Source organism: Massilia sp. R2A-15, assembly GCF_030704305.1.
In the GTDB taxonomy this organism is placed as follows: Bacteria; Pseudomonadota; Gammaproteobacteria; order Burkholderiales; family Burkholderiaceae_D; genus JAFCUW01.
Genome location: NZ_CP131935.1, coordinates 2591403 through 2608229, shown reverse-complemented (window position 1 = coordinate 2608229; position 16827 = coordinate 2591403). Strand labels below are relative to the sequence as shown.

The 16827-nt window shown below is 65.8% G+C and carries 17 protein-coding genes and 1 riboswitch; of the genes, 10 read left to right on the top strand and 7 right to left on the bottom strand.

All coding sequences use genetic code 11. From position 1 onward, the window contains the following. Positions 1-15 precede the first annotated feature (15 nt). The 4 genes from Q4S45_RS12005 to Q4S45_RS11990 are packed head-to-tail and all read left to right on the top strand — an operon-like array spanning position 16 to position 2112. The gene (locus Q4S45_RS12005; RefSeq protein ID WP_305504440.1) at positions 16-264 is read left to right on the top strand and encodes a helix-turn-helix domain-containing protein; all 249 of its coding nucleotides are present in this window, start codon (positions 16-18) and stop codon (positions 262-264) included. Beyond that, entirely contained in the window at positions 261-848 is a 588-nt protein-coding gene (gene pnuC, locus Q4S45_RS12000; protein WP_305504438.1) for a nicotinamide riboside transporter PnuC, read from the top strand. The genes Q4S45_RS12005 and pnuC overlap by 4 nt, the downstream gene beginning before the upstream one ends. After that, positions 845-1366 (top strand): ATP-binding protein, encoded by a 522-nt coding sequence (locus Q4S45_RS11995; protein ID WP_305504436.1) that lies wholly within the window; start codon positions 845-847, stop codon positions 1364-1366. The genes pnuC and Q4S45_RS11995 overlap by 4 nt, the downstream gene beginning before the upstream one ends. Positions 1367-1386: 20 nt before the next feature. Further along, positions 1387-2112: a hypothetical protein gene (locus Q4S45_RS11990; protein ID WP_305504434.1), complete on the top strand. Its 726-nt coding sequence runs from the start codon at positions 1387-1389 to the stop codon at positions 2110-2112. On the opposite strand, the gene Q4S45_RS11985 is transcribed toward Q4S45_RS11990, so the two are convergent. The 3 genes from Q4S45_RS11985 to Q4S45_RS11975 form a co-directional block, all read right to left on the bottom strand. After that, the gene (locus tag Q4S45_RS11985) at positions 2109-4241 is read right to left on the bottom strand and encodes a TonB-dependent siderophore receptor (protein ID WP_305504432.1); all 2133 of its coding nucleotides are present in this window, start codon (positions 4239-4241) and stop codon (positions 2109-2111) included. The two genes, Q4S45_RS11990 and Q4S45_RS11985, sit on opposite strands and share 4 nt — an antisense overlap. A gap of 78 nt (positions 4242-4319) precedes the next feature. Continuing rightward, a riboswitch (TPP riboswitch) is annotated at positions 4320-4416 on the bottom strand. Positions 4417-4473: 57 nt separating this feature from the next. Next, positions 4474-5448, bottom strand: coding sequence for a DUF535 family protein (locus Q4S45_RS11980; RefSeq protein WP_305504430.1), 975 nt, complete (start codon positions 5446-5448; stop codon positions 4474-4476). A gap of 98 nt (positions 5449-5546) precedes the next feature. Continuing rightward, positions 5547-6074, bottom strand: a complete 528-nt coding sequence (locus Q4S45_RS11975; RefSeq protein WP_305504428.1) for an SRPBCC family protein — start codon at positions 6072-6074, stop codon at positions 5547-5549. Between the two features lie 129 nt (positions 6075-6203). Between Q4S45_RS11975 and Q4S45_RS11970 the strand changes: the two genes are divergently transcribed. Beyond that, the gene (locus Q4S45_RS11970) at positions 6204-6911 is read left to right on the top strand and encodes a glutathione S-transferase (protein ID WP_305504426.1); all 708 of its coding nucleotides are present in this window, start codon (positions 6204-6206) and stop codon (positions 6909-6911) included. Between the two features lie 107 nt (positions 6912-7018). On the opposite strand, the gene Q4S45_RS11965 is transcribed toward Q4S45_RS11970, so the two are convergent. Further along, on the bottom strand, positions 7019-8215 hold the full coding sequence (locus tag Q4S45_RS11965; RefSeq protein WP_305504425.1) for an MFS transporter: 1197 nt from the start codon (positions 8213-8215) through the stop codon (positions 7019-7021). 96 nt (positions 8216-8311) lie between these two features. Between Q4S45_RS11965 and Q4S45_RS11960 the strand changes: the two genes are divergently transcribed. The 4 genes from Q4S45_RS11960 to Q4S45_RS11945 all read left to right on the top strand — a co-directional run bounded on the left by Q4S45_RS11960 (position 8312) and on the right by Q4S45_RS11945 (position 13906). Beyond that, positions 8312-9211 carry a LysR family transcriptional regulator gene (locus Q4S45_RS11960; RefSeq protein WP_305504424.1) on the top strand — a complete coding sequence of 300 codons (900 nt, stop codon included), beginning with the start codon at positions 8312-8314 and terminating at the stop codon, positions 9209-9211. 146 nt (positions 9212-9357) lie between these two features. After that, positions 9358-9891 (top strand): DinB family protein, encoded by a 534-nt coding sequence (locus tag Q4S45_RS11955; protein WP_305504422.1) that lies wholly within the window; start codon positions 9358-9360, stop codon positions 9889-9891. A gap of 164 nt (positions 9892-10055) precedes the next feature. Further along, positions 10056-10850, top strand: a complete 795-nt coding sequence (locus Q4S45_RS11950; protein WP_305504420.1) for a hypothetical protein — start codon at positions 10056-10058, stop codon at positions 10848-10850. A 128-nt stretch (positions 10851-10978) separates the two neighbouring features. After that, positions 10979-13906: an EAL domain-containing protein gene (locus tag Q4S45_RS11945; RefSeq protein ID WP_305504418.1), complete on the top strand. Its 2928-nt coding sequence runs from the start codon at positions 10979-10981 to the stop codon at positions 13904-13906. 25 nt (positions 13907-13931) lie between these two features. Here Q4S45_RS11945 and Q4S45_RS11940 read toward each other — a convergent pair whose 3' ends face one another. Beyond that, positions 13932-14345, bottom strand: coding sequence for a DUF4124 domain-containing protein (locus Q4S45_RS11940; RefSeq protein ID WP_305504416.1), 414 nt, complete (start codon positions 14343-14345; stop codon positions 13932-13934). 237 nt (positions 14346-14582) lie between these two features. Here Q4S45_RS11940 and Q4S45_RS11935 point away from each other — a divergent pair, with 237 nt between their 5' ends. Then, on the top strand, positions 14583-15293 hold the full coding sequence (locus Q4S45_RS11935; protein WP_305504414.1) for a hypothetical protein: 711 nt from the start codon (positions 14583-14585) through the stop codon (positions 15291-15293). Between the two features lie 41 nt (positions 15294-15334). Here the strand turns inward: Q4S45_RS11935 and Q4S45_RS11930 are convergent, their stop codons facing one another. Both Q4S45_RS11930 and Q4S45_RS11925 read right to left on the bottom strand, forming a co-directional pair. Continuing rightward, positions 15335-15709: a YXWGXW repeat-containing protein gene (locus Q4S45_RS11930; RefSeq protein ID WP_374046033.1), complete on the bottom strand. Its 375-nt coding sequence runs from the start codon at positions 15707-15709 to the stop codon at positions 15335-15337. A gap of 108 nt (positions 15710-15817) precedes the next feature. After that, complete coding sequence (locus Q4S45_RS11925) at positions 15818-16774, bottom strand: threo-3-hydroxy-L-aspartate ammonia-lyase (protein ID WP_305504412.1); 957 nt, start codon at positions 16772-16774, stop codon at positions 15818-15820. Positions 16775-16827 lie beyond the last annotated feature (53 nt).

Genomic DNA, 16827 nt, shown 5'->3' with positions numbered 1-16827 from the left:
CATACTTGACGGCACATGACTTCGCCCAACCATCCTGCCCCCGAAGAGCTCGACATGCGCGCCGCGCTGACGGCCGCCCTCGAGGCGTGGCTGGAGCACTCCGGCCTGACCCAGACCGCGGCGGCGGCGCTGCTCGGCACCACGCAGGCGCGGGTCTCCGAAATCAAGCACGGCAAGACCGCGCAGTTCAGCCTCGACCTGCTGGTGCGCCTGGCCGCGCGCGCCGGCATGCAGCCCCGATTGACCCTCACCGCTTCCCGATGAACGACACGTTTCCCCTGTTCGGCTTTGCCACCACCCCGCTAGAACTGATCTCCTTCGTACTATCGGTCGCGACGGTCCTGCTCAATATCCGCCAGAACCACTGGGCCTGGCTGTTCGCGATCGTCTCCTCGGCCGCGTATGGCGTGGTGTTCTACGACTCGCGCCTGTATGGCGACGCCGGCCTGCAGGCCGTCTTCATCATCGTCTCGTTCTGGGGCTGGTACAGCTGGCTGCACGGCGGCGCGCAGGGCCAGGTGCTCGACGTCACGCGCCTGGACCGGCGCGGCTGGATCGTGTCGCTGGCCGGCTGGGCGGCCGGCTTCGTGCTGCTGTCCTGGTTCCTCAAGACCTGGACCAACACCGACGTGCCGCACGCGGACGGCTTCCTGACTGCCGGCAGCCTGCTCGGCCAGGTCCTCCTGTCGCGCAAGAAGGTCGAGAACTGGCATGCCTGGATCGCGGTCGATGTGCTGTACGTCGGCCTGTACCTGTACAAGCATCTGGTGCTGACGGCGATCCTGTACGCGGTGTTCGTCGTGATGGCCGCGATCGGCCTGCGCGCCTGGAGCAGGGTGGCGCGATGACGGTGCCGCGCATCGCCATCCTGGGCGCCGAATCGACCGGCAAATCGACGCTGGCCACGGCGTTGGCAAACCGCTACGGCACCGTCTGGGTGCGCGAATACCTGCGCGAGTTCGTCGAGCTGAATGCGCGCGTGCCGTTCGAGCACGACCAGCTGGCGATCGCGCAAACCCAGCTCGAACGCGAGGATGCGGCCGAGCCACTGGCGCGGGATTTCTTGTTTTGCGACACCACGCCGCTGATGACGGCGGTCTACAGTGGCGTCTACTGGGGCCGAGTCGATCCGCGGCTGGAGGCGCTGGCGCTGGATCACGATTACGCGCTGACGCTGGTGGCGGCGCCGGATCTGCCCTGGGTCGCAGACGGCCTGCAGCGCGAATCGGCCGAAGTTCGGCTGGTCGTGCACCAGGCGCTGATCGGGCGCCTGGAGCGGCAGGGCGTCGACTACGCGCTGCTGACCGGCGACCTGGAACAGCGCGTCGCGCGCACCGCCGCGCTGCTGGGACAATTCAACCACTGAATCAACCGCGAGAACCGTCGATGAAGAAGATCCTGGTGTTGACGTCCCTGGCTTTATTGATGCAGCAGGCAGCGGCCGACACCGGCTACTACCTGGTCACCACTTATCCCAACGAAGGACAGCGCTCGGTCGATTTCAAGTACTGGAACGCGAAGCCGGCCGGCAAGGCGCCGCGCAGTTCTCCCGAGCTGGGCCTGGCGTGGAACGTCACCTCGCGCTGGTACACCGAGCTGACGGCGCAGTGGTTCCAGATGAGTCCCGGCTCGAACCATCTGTCCGCGGTCGAGTGGCAGAACGACTTCATGCTGACGCAGGGCGAGTATCCGGTGGACCTGGCCTTCCATACCAACATTGAACGGGACACTGACGGATCGGGCGAGATCGGGTACGAATACGGCCCGGTGCTGCAGACGGAATTTGGACGCACCCAGTTGAACCTGAATGTGTTCCTGCAGCGGCACTGCCGCACCGCGCAGGCCGAAGCGACCACGATCGCCTACCAGTGGCAGGTGAAATACCGCTGGATCGAGAAGCTGCAGTTCGGCGTGCAGGGGTTCGGCGAGATGGGGAAGTGGAACGACTGGCTGCCGCGCGAGCAGCAGTCGCACCGCGCGGGGCCAGCCGTTTTCGGCAGCTGGCTCCTGGCGGGCGGACATGAGTGGAAGTATGAAGCGGCTTACCTGATCGGCAAGAATTCCGCACGCAACGCCAAAAGCGTCGCGATGCGGATCCAGTACGCCTTTTAGAAGTCGAACTGCGCCGATGCGCGGAAGGTGCGCGGCGCGCCGGTCAGCAGGTAGCCGCCCAGCGCCGGCGTGACATCGCGCCAGTAGAATTTGTCGAACACGTTGTTGACGCCAAAGCGCAGCGTGGTCGACATGCCGGCCACGCGGGTCGCGTACGACGCGCCAAGGTCGAACAGGTGGTAGGCCGGCACGTTGACCGTGTTGGCCAGGTCGAACGCCTTCTCGCCCGAATACTGCCAGGCCGCGTTGACCTTCAGGCCCGCCACGGCAGGCACCGCATACTCAACCCACGCGCTCGACTTGAAGTTCGGGACATCGGTGACGCGCTTGCCGTCGAAGTCCGCCTGGCCGGTGCCTTGCTGGTCGGTGTGCAGCGCCAGCAGCGACACGCCGTACTGCAGGCCGCTGTGGACGCCGCCCTGGGCCGACAGCTCCAGGCCGCGGTGGGTCGATTCGCCGCGGCGCACGTAGGTGTTGATGGCTTCGTCGGTGAACTCGTGGCCTTTGCGGATCTGGAAAAGCGCCGCCGACACGGTAACGTCGTTATTGATCGCGCCCTTGACGCCCACTTCGACCTGCTTCGAGCGGCTCGGCGCCAGCGCCGTGTTCTGGTTGGTGGTCTCGATCGGAGCGATGCCGCCATGTTCCAGTCCGTGCGAGAGCGCCGCGTACAGGTTCCAGTCCTGGCTCGGGCTGTACACCAGCGCGACGTTCGGCAGCGCGAAGCCTTCGTCGCTGTGCGCGTAGAAGCGCGGCGCATTGGCGACGCGCGAATTGTCGTCCGGGATGTACTCGTCGCGCTTGACCTGCACGTAGCGCAGGCCGGCGTGCAGCTTGAACTGCGGCGTGATGGCGGCGATATCCTGCACGAACACGGCGCGCTCGTTCTCGCTGCGGCGCTCGAATACCGGGCCTGTCGTCGGATTGCCCGGCGCCGGCGGCACGATGACGTTGTGGTAGATATTGCTCATTCCGGCGAAGTCGTAGACGTAGTCGCCCGACTTGTCGCTGCGGGTGAAGATCGACGCGCCGGCGGTCAGGTCGTGCCTGATTGCGCCGGTAGAGAATTTACCCTGCACCATCGCCTGCGCGCCAAACGGCGACTTGCGCTCGCCCGCGCTCTGGTAATCGTAGACGTCGTAGTCGCCGTTCGCACAGAAGCCATAATCAAAATTGCAGCCGTAAGGGAAGGCGGTGTAGTCGTCGCGCTTGAACCAGTGCTTGTTCATGCCGACGCTGGCCTTCCAGTCGTCGCTGAGGCGGTATTCGAAGCGCAGGCCGGCGTTGGTGCTTTTCGTGTCGACCGGCTTGGCCCACGGCTGGTCGTTCAGCAGCATGGTCTGCGAAACCCCGGTCGGCAGGCTGACGTTGTTGATCAGCTGGTAGCCCGGCACGGTCAGCTGCGACTTGTGCTGGTAGTCGAGGTCGAGCTGCAGCAGCGCGTCCGGCGTGACCTGCCAGTCGAAGGCGCCGGAGACGAACTGGCGCTCGCCGTCGGCGCCCTTGACGTAGGAGCGCAGCTTCTCGGCCGCGGCGTTGATCCGGTAGCCGAAGCGACGGTCGTCGAAGCGTCCGCCCAGGTCCATCGATCCGTACAGGGTGCCGCGCTCGCGCACCTCGAACGTCGCCGAGCGAAGGGAGGTAGCGGTCGGACGCTTGGTCACGTAGTTGATGATGCCGCCTGGCGCCGCGACGCCCGCCTGCAGGCCGGCCAGGCCCTTGAGCACTTCGATGCGCTCCTTGTTTTCCAGCGGGATCTGGGTGTCGCCCGGTATCGCCAGGCCGTCCTTGCGGTAGCTGGAGGTGTTGTCGAGGTTGAAGCCGCGGATCGAGAAATTCTCGGCGTAGCCGACCGCGTTGTATGAATCGCTGACGGCCGCATCGAGCTTCATGGCGCCGGTGCTGTCATGGATGCCGAGGTCTTGCATGCGCTGGCGGTCGATCACGCTGACCGTCGCCGGCGTCTCGAGCAGCGGTGCATCGGCAAAGCCGCCGATGCTGGCGCGCTCGCTGCCGGCAGGCCTGGTGGCGCTGACGACAACTTCGGTCATGGTGGTCTGGGCGAGGGCGGAACACGCCTGCATTACGGCGAAGGCGAGAACGGAATACTTCAGGATTGGTTGGGACATTGTCTGCTCGTTTTATGCGCCGGACAAACCGGCGCGTACTATAAAAACCGGAGCCAGACGGGAGGCGAGCATACAAAGGGGAACTACTTTGCGCTTTCCTACGCTGGCATTATCCAGATCAGGTACGGAGGGTATCTCTCACCCGGCAAACATCCCGGGACCCCTAGCGAGCGCAGATTCTATCATGAACAAATGACCAGCGTGGCGCCTGCCTTCGCCGGTGCGACGGCGCTTACACGGAAGCGGCCTGGCGCGGGGCCGGCGCGGTGGGCGGCGGCGCCAGCCTTGGCACGCGCTTGAGCTTGGAGGCGAGCATGGCGCGCGCCGCCTCGCCGATTTCGTTCCAGTGTGCGCGCCGCGTCGCGGCGCGCCGGCGGTGCCTGGCCGGGATGTCCGACAGCGGCTTGAGGCGATAGGGCAGCTCGATCAGCCAGGACGGCCCGGGGAGCTCGACGCCGCCAAGCTGTTCCCAGACATGGTCGTAGGCCGCAGCCATGCGCGCGGCCCGCTGCGGCGGGGCGTCATGGCCGAACGGATGGGCGCTGTGCTTGATCGCGGCGATCTGCGTCATGCCGACGGCCAGCGCCACGCCCTGCATCGCGGCGGTGCAGAACAGGCTGGGCGAATTGTGCGGGAAGGCCTGCTCGAACGCGGCGATCGCCCCGTGCGACCCGGGACGGCTGCCCTGATTGCGCGCCACGAAAGGCACGAGCGGGGCCTCCACGCCGGCGAAGCGGCCCTCGATCCAGCTGAAGCTGAGGCGGTGCAGGCAGGCGCCGTCGGCTTCGAACATGATCGTCAGGTCGCCCTCGGCGTCCATGCGCGAGGCCATCGACAGCGTGATGGCAAACCTGCAGCCGTTGGCGCAGCGCTGCCACAGGGTCAGGCCGCCGGCGCGGTACACCGCGTATTTGTAGGAGGTGTTGAAGGTCTCGTCTTCGAAGCCGTAATGGCGCAGCACGCACGCGACACGGGCGCGCGGGGCCAGGTGGCGGCTCAGGTAGAAGCGGTGGCTGAGGTAGTGAAACAGGTCGTCGTTGGCCGGCATCGCGACATAGTTGCGGTAGACGTCGAGCGCGCACAGGCGCCGGTGTTCGCGGCGGTAACGCAGCACACGCAGGCTGCGCGCGATTGAACCGATCGATGGCGTGAACCCGTATCGCGCGCGCCGGGAAAGCCACTGCTTCACGAGTTGAGCGACGATCATCGGGACTGCTCCGCGTGTGTCGATGGGGAAGTGGCGCCGCGCGCCACTTCACATCTTGACCCACCGCGCGGATCAGGCGGTGATATCGCTCAAGGGACTTACTTTTCCGCGACGGCCTTCATGCTGGCCAGGCCTTTTTCGAAGTCCTTGCCGATCATCGAATCCATACTGGTGAATACGCTCATGATCCGGGCCATGAAGTTCATCGGGCCGGCCATGTTCCACGTGACCTGGGTCTCGGCGCCCTGCGGGACCAGGACGAATTCGGTGGTGTTGTGCGACTCGAACGGCTCCATGAACAGCAGGTCGATCTTGGTGCTGGCCGGCGTGGTTGCATCGGTGATCTCCATGCGGCCGCGGCCGACATCCTTGTTCCCCTTCCACTCGTAGATCGCGCCCTTGCCAGCCGGGGCGCCGCTGAAGGTGCGCTGCATGGCCGGATCGAGATGTTCCCACGGCGACCAACTGGCCCACTGATGGAAGTCGGTGATCAGCGGGGCGATTTTCTCCGGCGCCGCCTTGATGGCGATGGTGCGCTTGACCGAGTAGGTGTCCGGCTTCGTCATGGCGATGCCGACGATGATGACCAGGATCGCGAGTACGGCGAGTGCGAAATTCTTGAGCATGTTGTTCTCCTTGTTTGATGGACGTCTTGTGACCGCTCTTCGGCGGTAGCGCGAGACTAGCATGTAACCGGGCGCCGGCAAAAGAAAATTGGCCGATAATCGAGCGATGCGCAACCGATGGAGAAGGCGATGGTCTATCAGCTTTACTACTGGCCGACGATTCCTGGCCGCGGCGAATTCGTCCGGCTCGCGCTGGAAGAGGCGCAGGCGCAGTACGTGGACGTGGCGCGCACCCGCAATGGCACGCGCGCGATGATGAAGCTGATGAAGGAGGCGGCCACGCCGTCGTTCGCGCCGCCGTTCCTGGCGGCAGGCGACCAAGTCATCGGCCAGACCGCCAACATCCTGCTGTTCCTCGGCGGCGCGCATGGCCTGGCGCCGCGCGCGCAGGCTGGGCGGCTGTGGGTCCACCAGCTGCAGCTGACGATCGCCGACCTGGTGGCCGAGGTGCACGACACCCATCATCCCATTTCGAGTTCGCTGTATTACGAAGACCAGAAGAAGGAAGCGAAGAAGCGCGCCGCGGCCTTCCTGGCTGAACGCGTGCCGAAGTACTTCGAGTATTTCGAGGGCGTGCTGGCCAGGGTGGGCAAGGGCGGGTATCTCAATGGCGCGAAGCTCACCTATGCCGACCTGTCCATGTTCCAGGTGATCGAAGGATTGCGCTACGCGTTTCCGAAAGCGATGGCACGCATCGAGCCAGGCTATCCGCGGCTCGCGGCGCTGCGCGAACTGGTGGCGGCGCGCCCCAACATCGCAGCCTATCTGGCGTCAAAGCGGCGCATACCATTCAATGAGGAGGGCATCTTCAGGCACTATCCGGAGCTGGATGTGTAAGCGACTGCGACTGAACTGCCGACTTCGTTCGGCGGCGGCGACAAAACCGGGGTCAGGTCCGGCGGACCTGACCCCAGACCTTGGACCGCGGCGTCGAATAAAACAGATCAGGCGGCGAGGCGGAGTTCTTTCGGCTCGGCGGCCGCGTCGCGTTTGTCCAGTCGGCCGGCCAGCGTGGTCAGGGCCAGCGCGCCCAGCACCACCAGCGCGCCGATCCACGGGGTGGCCATCAGGCCGAGACGCGCGACCACCAGGCCGCCGCCCCAGGCGCCCAGCGCGATGCCGACATTGAAGGCGGCGATGTTCAGGCCCGAGGCCACGTCCACCGCCTGCGGCGCATCGCGCTCGGCGCGCTTGACCACGTACACCTGCAGTCCCGGCACGTTGCCGAAGGCGACCGCGCCCCACGCCAGCACGGTGGCCAGCACCAGCAGCTTGTTCGGCGCGGTGAACGTCAGCACCAGCAGCACCGCCGCCAGCAGCGCGAACACGATCTGCAACGCGCGCACCGGGCCCTTGCGGTCGGCCAGCTTGCCACCCCAGATATTCCCGGCGGCGACCGACACGCCGTACACCAGCATCACCAGGCTCACCGACGAGGCCGAAAAGCCGGAGACTTCCTGCAGGATCGGCGCGAGGTAGGTGAAGGCGATGAAGGTGCCGCCGTAGCCCAGCGTGGTCATCGCGTACACCAGCAGCAGGCGCGGCTTGCGCAGCACCGCCAGTTGCGTCAGGAGCGGCGACGGCTTGCTGCCCGCGATATCGCGCGGCACCAGCATCGCGCTGCCGATGATGGCGATCACGCCGAGCAGCGACACCGCCAGGAAGGTGGCCTGCCAGCCGAAGGTCTGGCCGATGAAGGTCCCGAGCGGCACGCCGGTCACCAGCGCCACGGTCAGGCCGGAGAACATCAGCGCGATGGCGCTGGCCGCTTTTTCCTTCGGCACCAGGCTGGTGGCGATGGTCGAGCCGATCGAGAAGAACACACCGTGCGCGAGGCCGGTGAGCACGCGCGCGCCCATCAGCGTGGCGTAGCCGGGCGCCTGCCAGGCCAGCAGGTTCCCGATGGTAAACAGCACCATCAGACCGAGCAGCAGCTGCTTGCGCGGCACGCGGCCGGTGAGGGCGGTCAGCACCGGGGCGCCGATCGCGACGCCGAGCGCGTACAGGCTGACCAGCAGGCCGGCCGACGGGACCGACACGCCCAGGCTGGCGGCGATGGTCGGGATCAGCCCGACGATGACAAATTCCGTGGTGCCGATGGCGAATGCCGACAGGGTCAGCGCCCAGAGTGCGAGAGGCATGGTGGTTCCTTGTAAGAGTGAGGCATGCAGTGTGGCCGCGCGCGGCACAAAGAAAAATACCCTGCCGTACAATAGACTTTTGACCTGGAGTCACGAATGATCGATGTGGACGCGCTGATTGCCTTTGCCGCGGTCATAGACACCGGCTCGTTTTCGGGCGCCGCCGGGCGGCTCGGGCAGACGCCGTCGGGCGTGAGCCGCACCATCTCGCGGCTCGAGGCGCAGTTGGGCATGACGCTGATGCTCCGGACCACGCGCCGGCTCGACCTGACCGAGGAGGGCGCCTGGCTGCTCGGGCGCGCGCGCACGGTGCTCGCCGAACTCGAGGACACCGAGGCGCAGGTGGCGGCGCGCCGCTCGCAGCCATCGGGACTGGTGCGCGTGAATGCCGCGACGCCGGCGCTGGACCACCTGGTCGCGCCGCTGGCCGCCGAATTCCTCGACGCCTATCCGCTGGTGCGGCTGGAGCTGACCGGCGGCGAGACCGTCATCGACCTGATCGAGGAGCGCGCCGACCTGGCGATCCGGATCGGTCCGTTGGCCGACTCGACCCTGAACGCGCGCCGGCTGGGCGGCAGCCGCTTGCGCCTGCTGGCGGCACCAAGCTACCTGGCCCGGCACGGCGTTCCGCGCGATGCGGGCGACCGGGCGGCGCACCGCCTGCTCGGCTTCACGGCGCCGGCCTCGCTGAACGTCTGGCCGCTCGCGCACGAAGGCGGCGAGGGGATGGCCGTCAATCCGGCGGTGACGGCGTCGAGCGGCGAGACGCTGCGCCACCTTGCGATCGCCGGCGCGGGGATCGTGCGCCTGGCCGATTTCCTGACGCGCGACGACGTGGCCGAAGGCCGCCTGGCGCCGGTGTTGCCGGCGCTGACGCTGCCCTGGTCGGAGCCGGTGTGGGCGGTGTTCTACAAGCAGGGCGCGCTGGCGCCGCGGGTGGCGGCGCTGGTCGAATTCCTGGCCCGGCGGCTGGGCGAGGGCAGGCTCGATCCCTGAAAATGGGGTCAGGTCCGCAGGACCAGACCCCGGTGCTCCATCGCCGCTGGCATGAGATGGAGTCTGGTCCTGCGGACCTGACCCCATCTTGACCTGGCGTATCACGGCCGAGGTAATATTGCGATTTTGCCTACGGGAGCATCGCCATGAGCCGCATCGACCATATCCGCCTGATGGCGGCCTACAACGCCACGATGAACGAGCGCGTCTTCGCCGCCGCCGCCAAACTGCCGGCCGACGCGCTCGCCGCCGACCGCAAGGCTTTCTTCGGCTCGATCCTCGGCACCCTGAACCATATCGCCAACGGCGACGTCATCTGGCTCAAGCGCTTCGCGCTGCATCCCGCCGGCTATTCGCAGCTCGATCCGGTGCGCGCGCTGCCCGACCCCGCCAGTCTGGGCGCCATGATCTTCGCCGACCTGGACAGCCTGTGGACGCGGCGGCGCCTGCTCGACGAAACCATCCTTGCGTGGAGCGCGGCGATGGCGGAGGACGAGCTCGACCATACGCTGCACTACGGCAATTCCCGCGGCGTATGCAAGAAGAACTATTTCAGTCTGGTCATGCATTTCTTCAACCATCAGACCCATCACCGCGGGCAGGCCAGCACTTTGCTCTCGCAAGAAGGAGTTGACATTGGCGTCACCGACTTGCTGTTCCTCATTCCCGACGATGCATGAAATTGACGTTTCTTGCTGTTACAAACGTCAAACCTGAATATTCCTAAATGAAACAAATCCAAGGAACTAGGGCATAAAACGATTCCTTATCGACACTTTGATAATTTCCTGGCGGCAGATAATTGTTAAAACGAAATTCAACAAATTATCTAAGGAGTGTCAAAATGGAACAGTTCGAAGCAGTGGCAGCTACCCCTTCCCGCACGAGCCGCATGCTCGCTGGCGCCGTTGCACACGACCAGGAGCAGGGCGTCGAGCGCCTGCCATTTACCATCAAGCGCGTGCACAGCGACGAGGACATGCGCAAGGCGGTGCAGATCCGCCACGCCGCCTATGCACGCCATATTCCCGAATTCGCCCAGACCCTGATCGAGCCTGAGCACAGCGACTACGAAGACGACTGCGTGGTGCTGCTGGCCGAGTCCAAGCTGGACGGCTCGCCGCTGGGCAGCCTGCGCATCCAGACCAATCTGCACCGCGCGCTGTCGGTGGAAGATTCGGTAGAGCTGCCAGCCTACCTGCAAGGGCGCCGCCTGGCCGAGGTGACCCGCCTGGGCATCGGCGAGGGCCGCATCGGCCGCGTCGTCAAGGTGGCGCTGATCAAGGCCAGCTTCGAGTATTGCGAAGCGAACAATATCGAATACGCGGTGGTGACCGGCCGCGCGCCGATCGACCGCCAGTACGAGCAGCTGCTGTTTTCCGATGTGTTCGAAGACAAGGCGCCGGTTCCGCTCAGCCACGTCGGCAACATCCCGCACCGCGTGATGCAGTTCGAGATCGCGACCGGCGAGCAACGCTGGACCGCGGCGGCCCATCCGCTGCTCGGTTTCTTCCGCCATATCAAGCACCCGGACATCGATATCGGCGCCAAGCGCGCGCCGCGCGTGCAGCGTTCGCGCCTGGCCCGTCCGATGGCGCCGCCGTCGGTGGTGCGCGCACGTGAACTGCTGCTCGCCTAAATTCATAGTTATTGCATCACGGTATCACTTTTTGGGGTATCCTTCGCGTAGAATAACCGTCTGTCCGTCCTGCGGACGGCCGCCCCCTACGCAGTTGGATACCGCTAATGCCCGATACGAATTTTCAGTTGCGCAAACCGCTTCCAGCGCTCGCCCATCGGGCGATGGAAAAAACGCTGCGCTTCTTCGCGTTCTATATGGTGCCTTTGGGGATCGCCGTGATGTCGGTGATCGCCATGGCGCTGTGGAACAACCATTACGTCGCCAGCGGCGAACAACCGATTTCGTTCAAGGTGGCCGCCCAGGGCGGCGCGCCATTGACGCCGGCCGCCGCAGTCGCCGCGCTGCAGACGCGCCGCGCCGTCGAGTCCTATGACACCCGTCTGGCCGAGGCGCCGGTCTGGTTCAGCTTTACCACGCTGGGCAAGCCGGGCGAAGCCGACGCCGTCGAATTCCCGTCGCGCCACGCGCTGGAGATGGCGTGCTGGGACCAGGCGAGCCTGCAATTGCTGGGCTCCTCCACGCGCAACACCGCCAACGGCGCGCTGGCGCCAGTCAAGGCCGGATTCGTCCTGAACCTGACACGGACGCCGGCCGACGTCCTGTGCCGCGCCACCTTTGTCGGACCGGCGCACCTGACCGCGCTGCAATGGCCGGCCGAACAGCTCAATCTGTCGGTGCAGGGCTACCATCGCAAGTCGGGCCTGCTCGACGGCGGCATGGTGGTGCTGGCCCTGTTCGTGCTGATTACCGCGCTGATCAACCGCCAGATGCTGTACGTGCTGTTCGCAGGCTGGCTGATCCTGAACCTGCGCGCCGCCGCACTGTCGGCCGGCTGGGACATCCAGTGGCTGGGCCAGATCGTGCCCGAGCAATTCCTGATGCTCAGCCGCGCTTTGACGCTGGCGATGTATCCGGTGGTCACGCTGGTGCTGTTCCAGACCCTGTTCGGCAAGGATCTGCGCAAATCGCGTTACGTGATGCCGCTGCGGATCGCCGAATGGTGCTGCCCGCCGCTGATCGCCAGCTCGGTGTTGCTCCCTTACCACATCTTCCTGCCGGTCCTGTGGGTGATTACCGGCCTTGGCGTCTGCGTCATGGGTGCTGCCTTGATGAGCATCATGTTCCGCTCGCACACCCGCGCCGCGTTCTGGTTCGCCGCCTCCTTCGTCGTCACCTTCGCCGCCGGCGTGGCCGAAGTGGTGGCCGCCGCGCTCGGCCTGCGCGAGATGGTCGGGGTGATCAACAGCGTCACCGCCGCGCTGGCGTCGAGCCTGCTCGCCGCGCTGGCCGTGGCAGAACAGATGCGCCTCGAGACCGAGCGCCGCATCGAAGCGCAGGAGCAGCTCGAGCATGCCTACGAGGCGATGCCGGTCGGCCTGTTTACGCTCGACGTCTACGGCCACTTCCTCAGCACCAATCCGGCACTGCGCAAGATGCTGGGCGAGACCAAGATCGTCTCCGGCCGCACGCGCTGGAAGCAGTTCTTCGCCGAGGGCGTATGGAGCCAGCTGCACGACATGGTGCACACCCACGCCGACGCCGAGATGGAGATCCAGAACCGCGAAGGCAGCAAGCGCTTCCTGGTGCGCGCCACGCTGGCGCGCGGGCGCATCGAGGGCGTGCTGGAAGACACCACCGAAAAGGCCAAGGCCACCGAGCAACTGCGCTTCATGGCCAACAACGATCCGCTGACCAAGGTGTTCAATCGGCGCGGCATCGAGAAGATGTTCGAGAGCCTGGCCGGATCGGTGGCGGCCGGCAAGCCGCTGGCGCTGGCCTACCTCGACCTCGACCGCTTCAAGCTGATCAACGACCTGTTCGGCCACGCCGCCGGCGACGAAGTGCTCAAGCAGGTGTGCGAGCGCATGCAGACCATGCTGGCCGGCGGCCAGCAGATCGGCCGCGTCGGCGGCGACGAATTCGTCATCGTGATGCCCGATACGGCGGTGCCATTGGCTCAGCTGATCTGCCGCGGCATCGTCGACCGCATCGGCAACACGCCATACCGGGTGGGCGACAAGGCATTCCACGTGCGCGGCTCGATCGGCCTGATCGAGGTGAGCGCGGGAATGCAGATGAAGGATGCCGTGTCGAACGCCGACCGCGCCTGCCGCGAAGCGAAGACGGGGTCGGACGGCTTGGTGGTGTACGAGCGCAATGCGGCCGCGTTCCAGCAGCGCGAGGCGGAGCTCGAACTGGTCGAGCGCCTGTCGTCGGCCAACGCGACCGAAGGCATGTTCCTCGAAATGCAGCCGATCATGTCGCTCAAGGCGCCGCATGAGTCGCTCAACTTCGAGGTGCTGCTGCGCATGCGCGAGAAGGACGGCAGCATCACGGCGGCCGGCCCGATCATCGCGGCGGCCGAGAAGAGCGGCCGCGCCGGCGTGATCGACCGCTGGGTGCTGGCCAGCACCCTGGCCTGGATCCAGAACAACCTCAAGCAGCTGCCCAACACCCAGTTCGTGTGCATGAACCTGTCCGGCGCCTCGCTCAACGACGAGCGCTTCGTGCAGGACACCATCGACATCCTGGGCCGCCACGTGCATGTGGCCAGCCGGCTGTGCATGGAAATCACCGAGAGCGTGGCGCTGCACGACCTCGACAACACGCGCCGCTTCATCGACCAGGTGCGCAATTTCGGCGTGAAGGTGGCGCTCGACGACTTCGGCGCCGGCTACACCTCGTTCTCCTACCTGAAGGAGCTGCCGGCGGACGTGCTCAAGATCGACGGCAACTTCATCGTCAACATCAACGACCATCCGGCCAACGTCGCGATCGTCGAGGCGATCGTCAACCTGGCGGTCAACCTGGGCATGAAGACGATCGCGGAGTGGGCCGAGGACACGGCAACCGTGCGCACGCTGGCCGAGATCGGCGTCGATTATGTGCAGGGATGGGCGGTGTCGCGTGCTCAGGCTCCGGAGAAGCTGCTGACCGCCAAGTCGTCGGCCAGCTTCATCCAGAACGAAGAGCTGGCGCAGCTGGTGCGCACCCTGGGCGCGGGCGGCGTTGCGGCGGAGCCGGGCGCATTGCGCCAGCGCGACCTGCATTGAGCACCGGTAGCCGATCCCGCGCGGCTTAGTTCACGCCGGCCAGGCGCTGATGGCGCAAGCTCGACGACGCCTCGTCGAGCACCTGCATGCTGACCCGGGCCGCCTTCAAGGTTTCCGCATCGCGCGACAGCGTCTTGCCGCGCGCCTTGGGCGGCGCCCAGCTGTCATGCTGCACCACTTCCGGCGTGTAGGCGATGCGCTGGACCGCGCGACGCGCCGGAGCGGCTGCGGCAACGGGCGCGGCTTCGGCCGGCAGCAGCGCCGGCGCATCGGCGCCGCCGGTCACCAGCACCGTCTGCACGCCTTCGCTGCACTGGTTCTCGGTCAGCGTGATATGGCCGTTCTGGTCCACGCACTTGACGATATCGCCGGCAAAGACGGAGGAGGCGGCCAGCATGGCGGCGGCAAACAGGCTGGCGTGAAGTGTTCGGCGGTTCATGGCAATGCTCCTGGTGAACGAGTGAATCCAGTGTGCGCCATTGTCAAAAAAATATCTGTTCGCCAGTTCACAAGCGCTGGATCGTCTGCGTGTAGGAGCTGTCTTTCACGATTTTCGCGGTGGAATCTTGAACAGCGTCTTTACCCAAATTTACATAGCTGCTTTGACGTGCTCCATTCGTGCGCGGTGCCGCCCCCCTAGACTCGGTATGGTCCAATGGCCACAAGAAACCGGGAAATGTTCATCGTTCAGCTCATCAATCGCAGCGCCTGCCTGGCCAGGCTGCTGTTCGACATCATCAGGATGCCGGTCGCGCACCTGAGGTTTCGGGCGGCGCGCCATCCCGAGCACGTCGATCTGGTCTACCGCTATTTCACCCAGCCCCATCCAAAATACAAGGTGTTCGGCCACAAGACGCTGGGCGCCGCCCTGATCGACCTGCGCGGCTTCCACAGCGGCGAGGCGTTCATCGAATCGCTGCGCGCTTGCGGGCGCGGCGCGGCCGAGCGGCGCAAGGCGGTGGCGCGCGGCTACCGCCTGGAAGAAATCGAACGCAATGCGCTGGTCGACGACATCCATCGGATCAATGTGTCGTGCGAGGTCAGGCAGGGACGGCCGATGGCGCCGGCCTATCAGGAAAAGCAGCTCCACTACGAGGACCTGGCGCACTTTCGCTACTACGGGCTGTTCGACCGCCAGGGCGCGCTGGTCGCATATTGCAACGTGGGTGTGTTCGGCAATTTCGCGATGGCCGACCGTGTGCTGGGCATACGCAACAACGATGGCGCGATGTTTTTGCTGGTGACGGAGATTACCTGCCGGCTGATCCAGGAGCGGCAGGTCGATTACTTCATGTACGACACGGTGTTCGGCGCGCGGCCGGGGTTGCGGGAATTCAAGCGGCGGCTGGGATTCCAGCCGTACCGGGCGCGCTATTCGATCGAATAGCGGTGCCGGGGCCAAGTCGCGCGGACCTGGCCCCGCAATGCTTAATGGCGGTTCGGGTTGTTCGGACGGCTGTCGACCGCGTTCGGCACGCCGTCGCCATCCTTGTCGCCGCGCGCCCACATGCCGCGCCGCATTTCCCAGCGGCCATCATGCTCGGCCCAGGTCGGCTGGTTGTAGTGGTAGCCGTGACGCGTCCTGATCCACATGCCCTTTACCCACACGTGGTGGTTGTGGCGCCATTCCCAGTGACCGTTTTGCCAGACATAGCCGCGGCGCGGGGCCGGGACGACTTCGTCGCGCGGCGGCGGAGGCGCTTCGCGCACGACCACGACAGCGGCGGAGGCCGGGGCCGAGACGACAGCGGCGCCCATGGACGAACCGGCGATCAGTGTGGCTAGCAGCAGTTTCTTCATCATGATGAATCTCCTCGATGTAGTTGATGTACTAACGTTATAGAGGGTTCATCAAGCGAGGTATGTGCGTTCGCGCTCATTGTGGTGTAACAGTTGTGTCTGTTGGCCCGTTCAGGCCACCAGCTTCGCGAAGCGGGCCAGGTCGACGTTGCCGCCGCTGACCAGGATGCCGACGCGCTTGCCCTCGACCGGCAGCACGCCATGCAGCGCCGCCGCCGCGCCGAGGCAGCCGGTTGGTTCGACCATGATCTTCATTCGCTCGGCGAAGAACTTCATGGTGTCGACCAGCTGCGCGTCGCTGACGGTGACGATGTCGTCGACCGTGCGCCGGATCACGTCGAAATTGTGCACGCCCAGGTGGGTGACCATGGCGCCGTCGGCGATCGTGTCGGGCACCGCGATGTGCACCACCGCGCCGCTGCGCAGCGATTGCTGGCCGTCGTTGCCCGCCTCGGGCTCGACGCCGATGATGCGGCAGCCGGGACTGAGGGCGGAGGCGGCCAGTGCCGAACCGGCCAGCAGGCCGCCGCCGCCCAGGCACACCAGCAGGATATCGAGCTGGCCGGCGTCTTCGATCAGCTCCATCGCCGCCGTGCCCTGGCCGCAGATCACGTCCGGGTGGTCGTACGGCGGGATCAAGGTCATGCCGCGCTCCTGGGCCAGGCGGCGCCCGATCTCTTCGCGGTTTTCCTTGTAGCGGTCGTAGACGATCACCTCGGCGCCGTAGCCCTTGGTGGCGGCGACCTTCAGCGCCGGCGCGTCGTGCGGCATGATGATCGCGGCGGCCATGCCGAGCAGGCTGGCCGACAGCGCGATGGCCTGCGCATGGTTGCCCGAGGAGTAGGTGAGCACGCCGGCGCGGCGCTGCTCGTCGCTGAAACGGGACAAGGCGTTGTAGGCCCCGCGGAACTTGAAGGCGCCGGCGCGCTGGAAGTTCTCGCACTTGAAGAACAGCTGCGCGCGCGCGATGCTGTCGGCGGTGCGCGAGGTCAGCACGGGCGTGCGGTGCGCGACGCCGGCGATGCGGGCCGCGGCCTGCTGCACGTCGCTGAACTGTAGTTGGGTCATGTCTGGCTTCCTCAGGTGGGCGGAAAGCCGACAGTATAAATGCGGTTCGGGGT

Bases quoted from the DNA above. Each gene is read 5' to 3' on its own strand.
- Q4S45_RS11995 (WP_305504436.1), top strand. From the start codon at position 845: ATGACGGTGCCGCGCATCGCCATCCTGGGCGCCGAATCGACCGGCAAA.
- Q4S45_RS11990 (WP_305504434.1), top strand. From the start codon at position 1,387: ATGAAGAAGATCCTGGTGTTGACGTCCCTGGCTTTATTGATGCAGCAG.
- Q4S45_RS11925 (WP_305504412.1), bottom strand. From the start codon at position 16,774: ATGACCCAACTACAGTTCAGCGACGTGCAGCAGGCCGCGGCCCGCATC.
- Q4S45_RS11975 (WP_305504428.1), bottom strand. From the start codon at position 6,074: ATGCTCAAGAATTTCGCACTCGCCGTACTCGCGATCCTGGTCATCATC.
- Q4S45_RS11930 (WP_374046033.1), bottom strand. From the start codon at position 15,709: ATGATGAAGAAACTGCTGCTAGCCACACTGATCGCCGGTTCGTCCATG.
- Q4S45_RS11960 (WP_305504424.1), top strand. From the start codon at position 8,312: ATGATCGATGTGGACGCGCTGATTGCCTTTGCCGCGGTCATAGACACC.
- Q4S45_RS11950 (WP_305504420.1), top strand. From the start codon at position 10,056: ATGGAACAGTTCGAAGCAGTGGCAGCTACCCCTTCCCGCACGAGCCGC.
- Q4S45_RS12005 (WP_305504440.1), top strand. From the start codon at position 16: ATGACTTCGCCCAACCATCCTGCCCCCGAAGAGCTCGACATGCGCGCC.
- Q4S45_RS11940 (WP_305504416.1), bottom strand. From the start codon at position 14,345: ATGAACCGCCGAACACTTCACGCCAGCCTGTTTGCCGCCGCCATGCTG.
- Q4S45_RS11970 (WP_305504426.1), top strand. From the start codon at position 6,204: ATGGTCTATCAGCTTTACTACTGGCCGACGATTCCTGGCCGCGGCGAA.
- Q4S45_RS11935 (WP_305504414.1), top strand. From the start codon at position 14,583: ATGTTCATCGTTCAGCTCATCAATCGCAGCGCCTGCCTGGCCAGGCTG.
- Q4S45_RS11955 (WP_305504422.1), top strand. From the start codon at position 9,358: ATGAGCCGCATCGACCATATCCGCCTGATGGCGGCCTACAACGCCACG.
- pnuC (WP_305504438.1), top strand. From the start codon at position 261: ATGAACGACACGTTTCCCCTGTTCGGCTTTGCCACCACCCCGCTAGAA.
- Q4S45_RS11985 (WP_305504432.1), bottom strand. From the start codon at position 4,241: ATGTCCCAACCAATCCTGAAGTATTCCGTTCTCGCCTTCGCCGTAATG.
- Q4S45_RS11980 (WP_305504430.1), bottom strand. From the start codon at position 5,448: ATGATCGTCGCTCAACTCGTGAAGCAGTGGCTTTCCCGGCGCGCGCGA.
- Q4S45_RS11965 (WP_305504425.1), bottom strand. From the start codon at position 8,215: ATGCCTCTCGCACTCTGGGCGCTGACCCTGTCGGCATTCGCCATCGGC.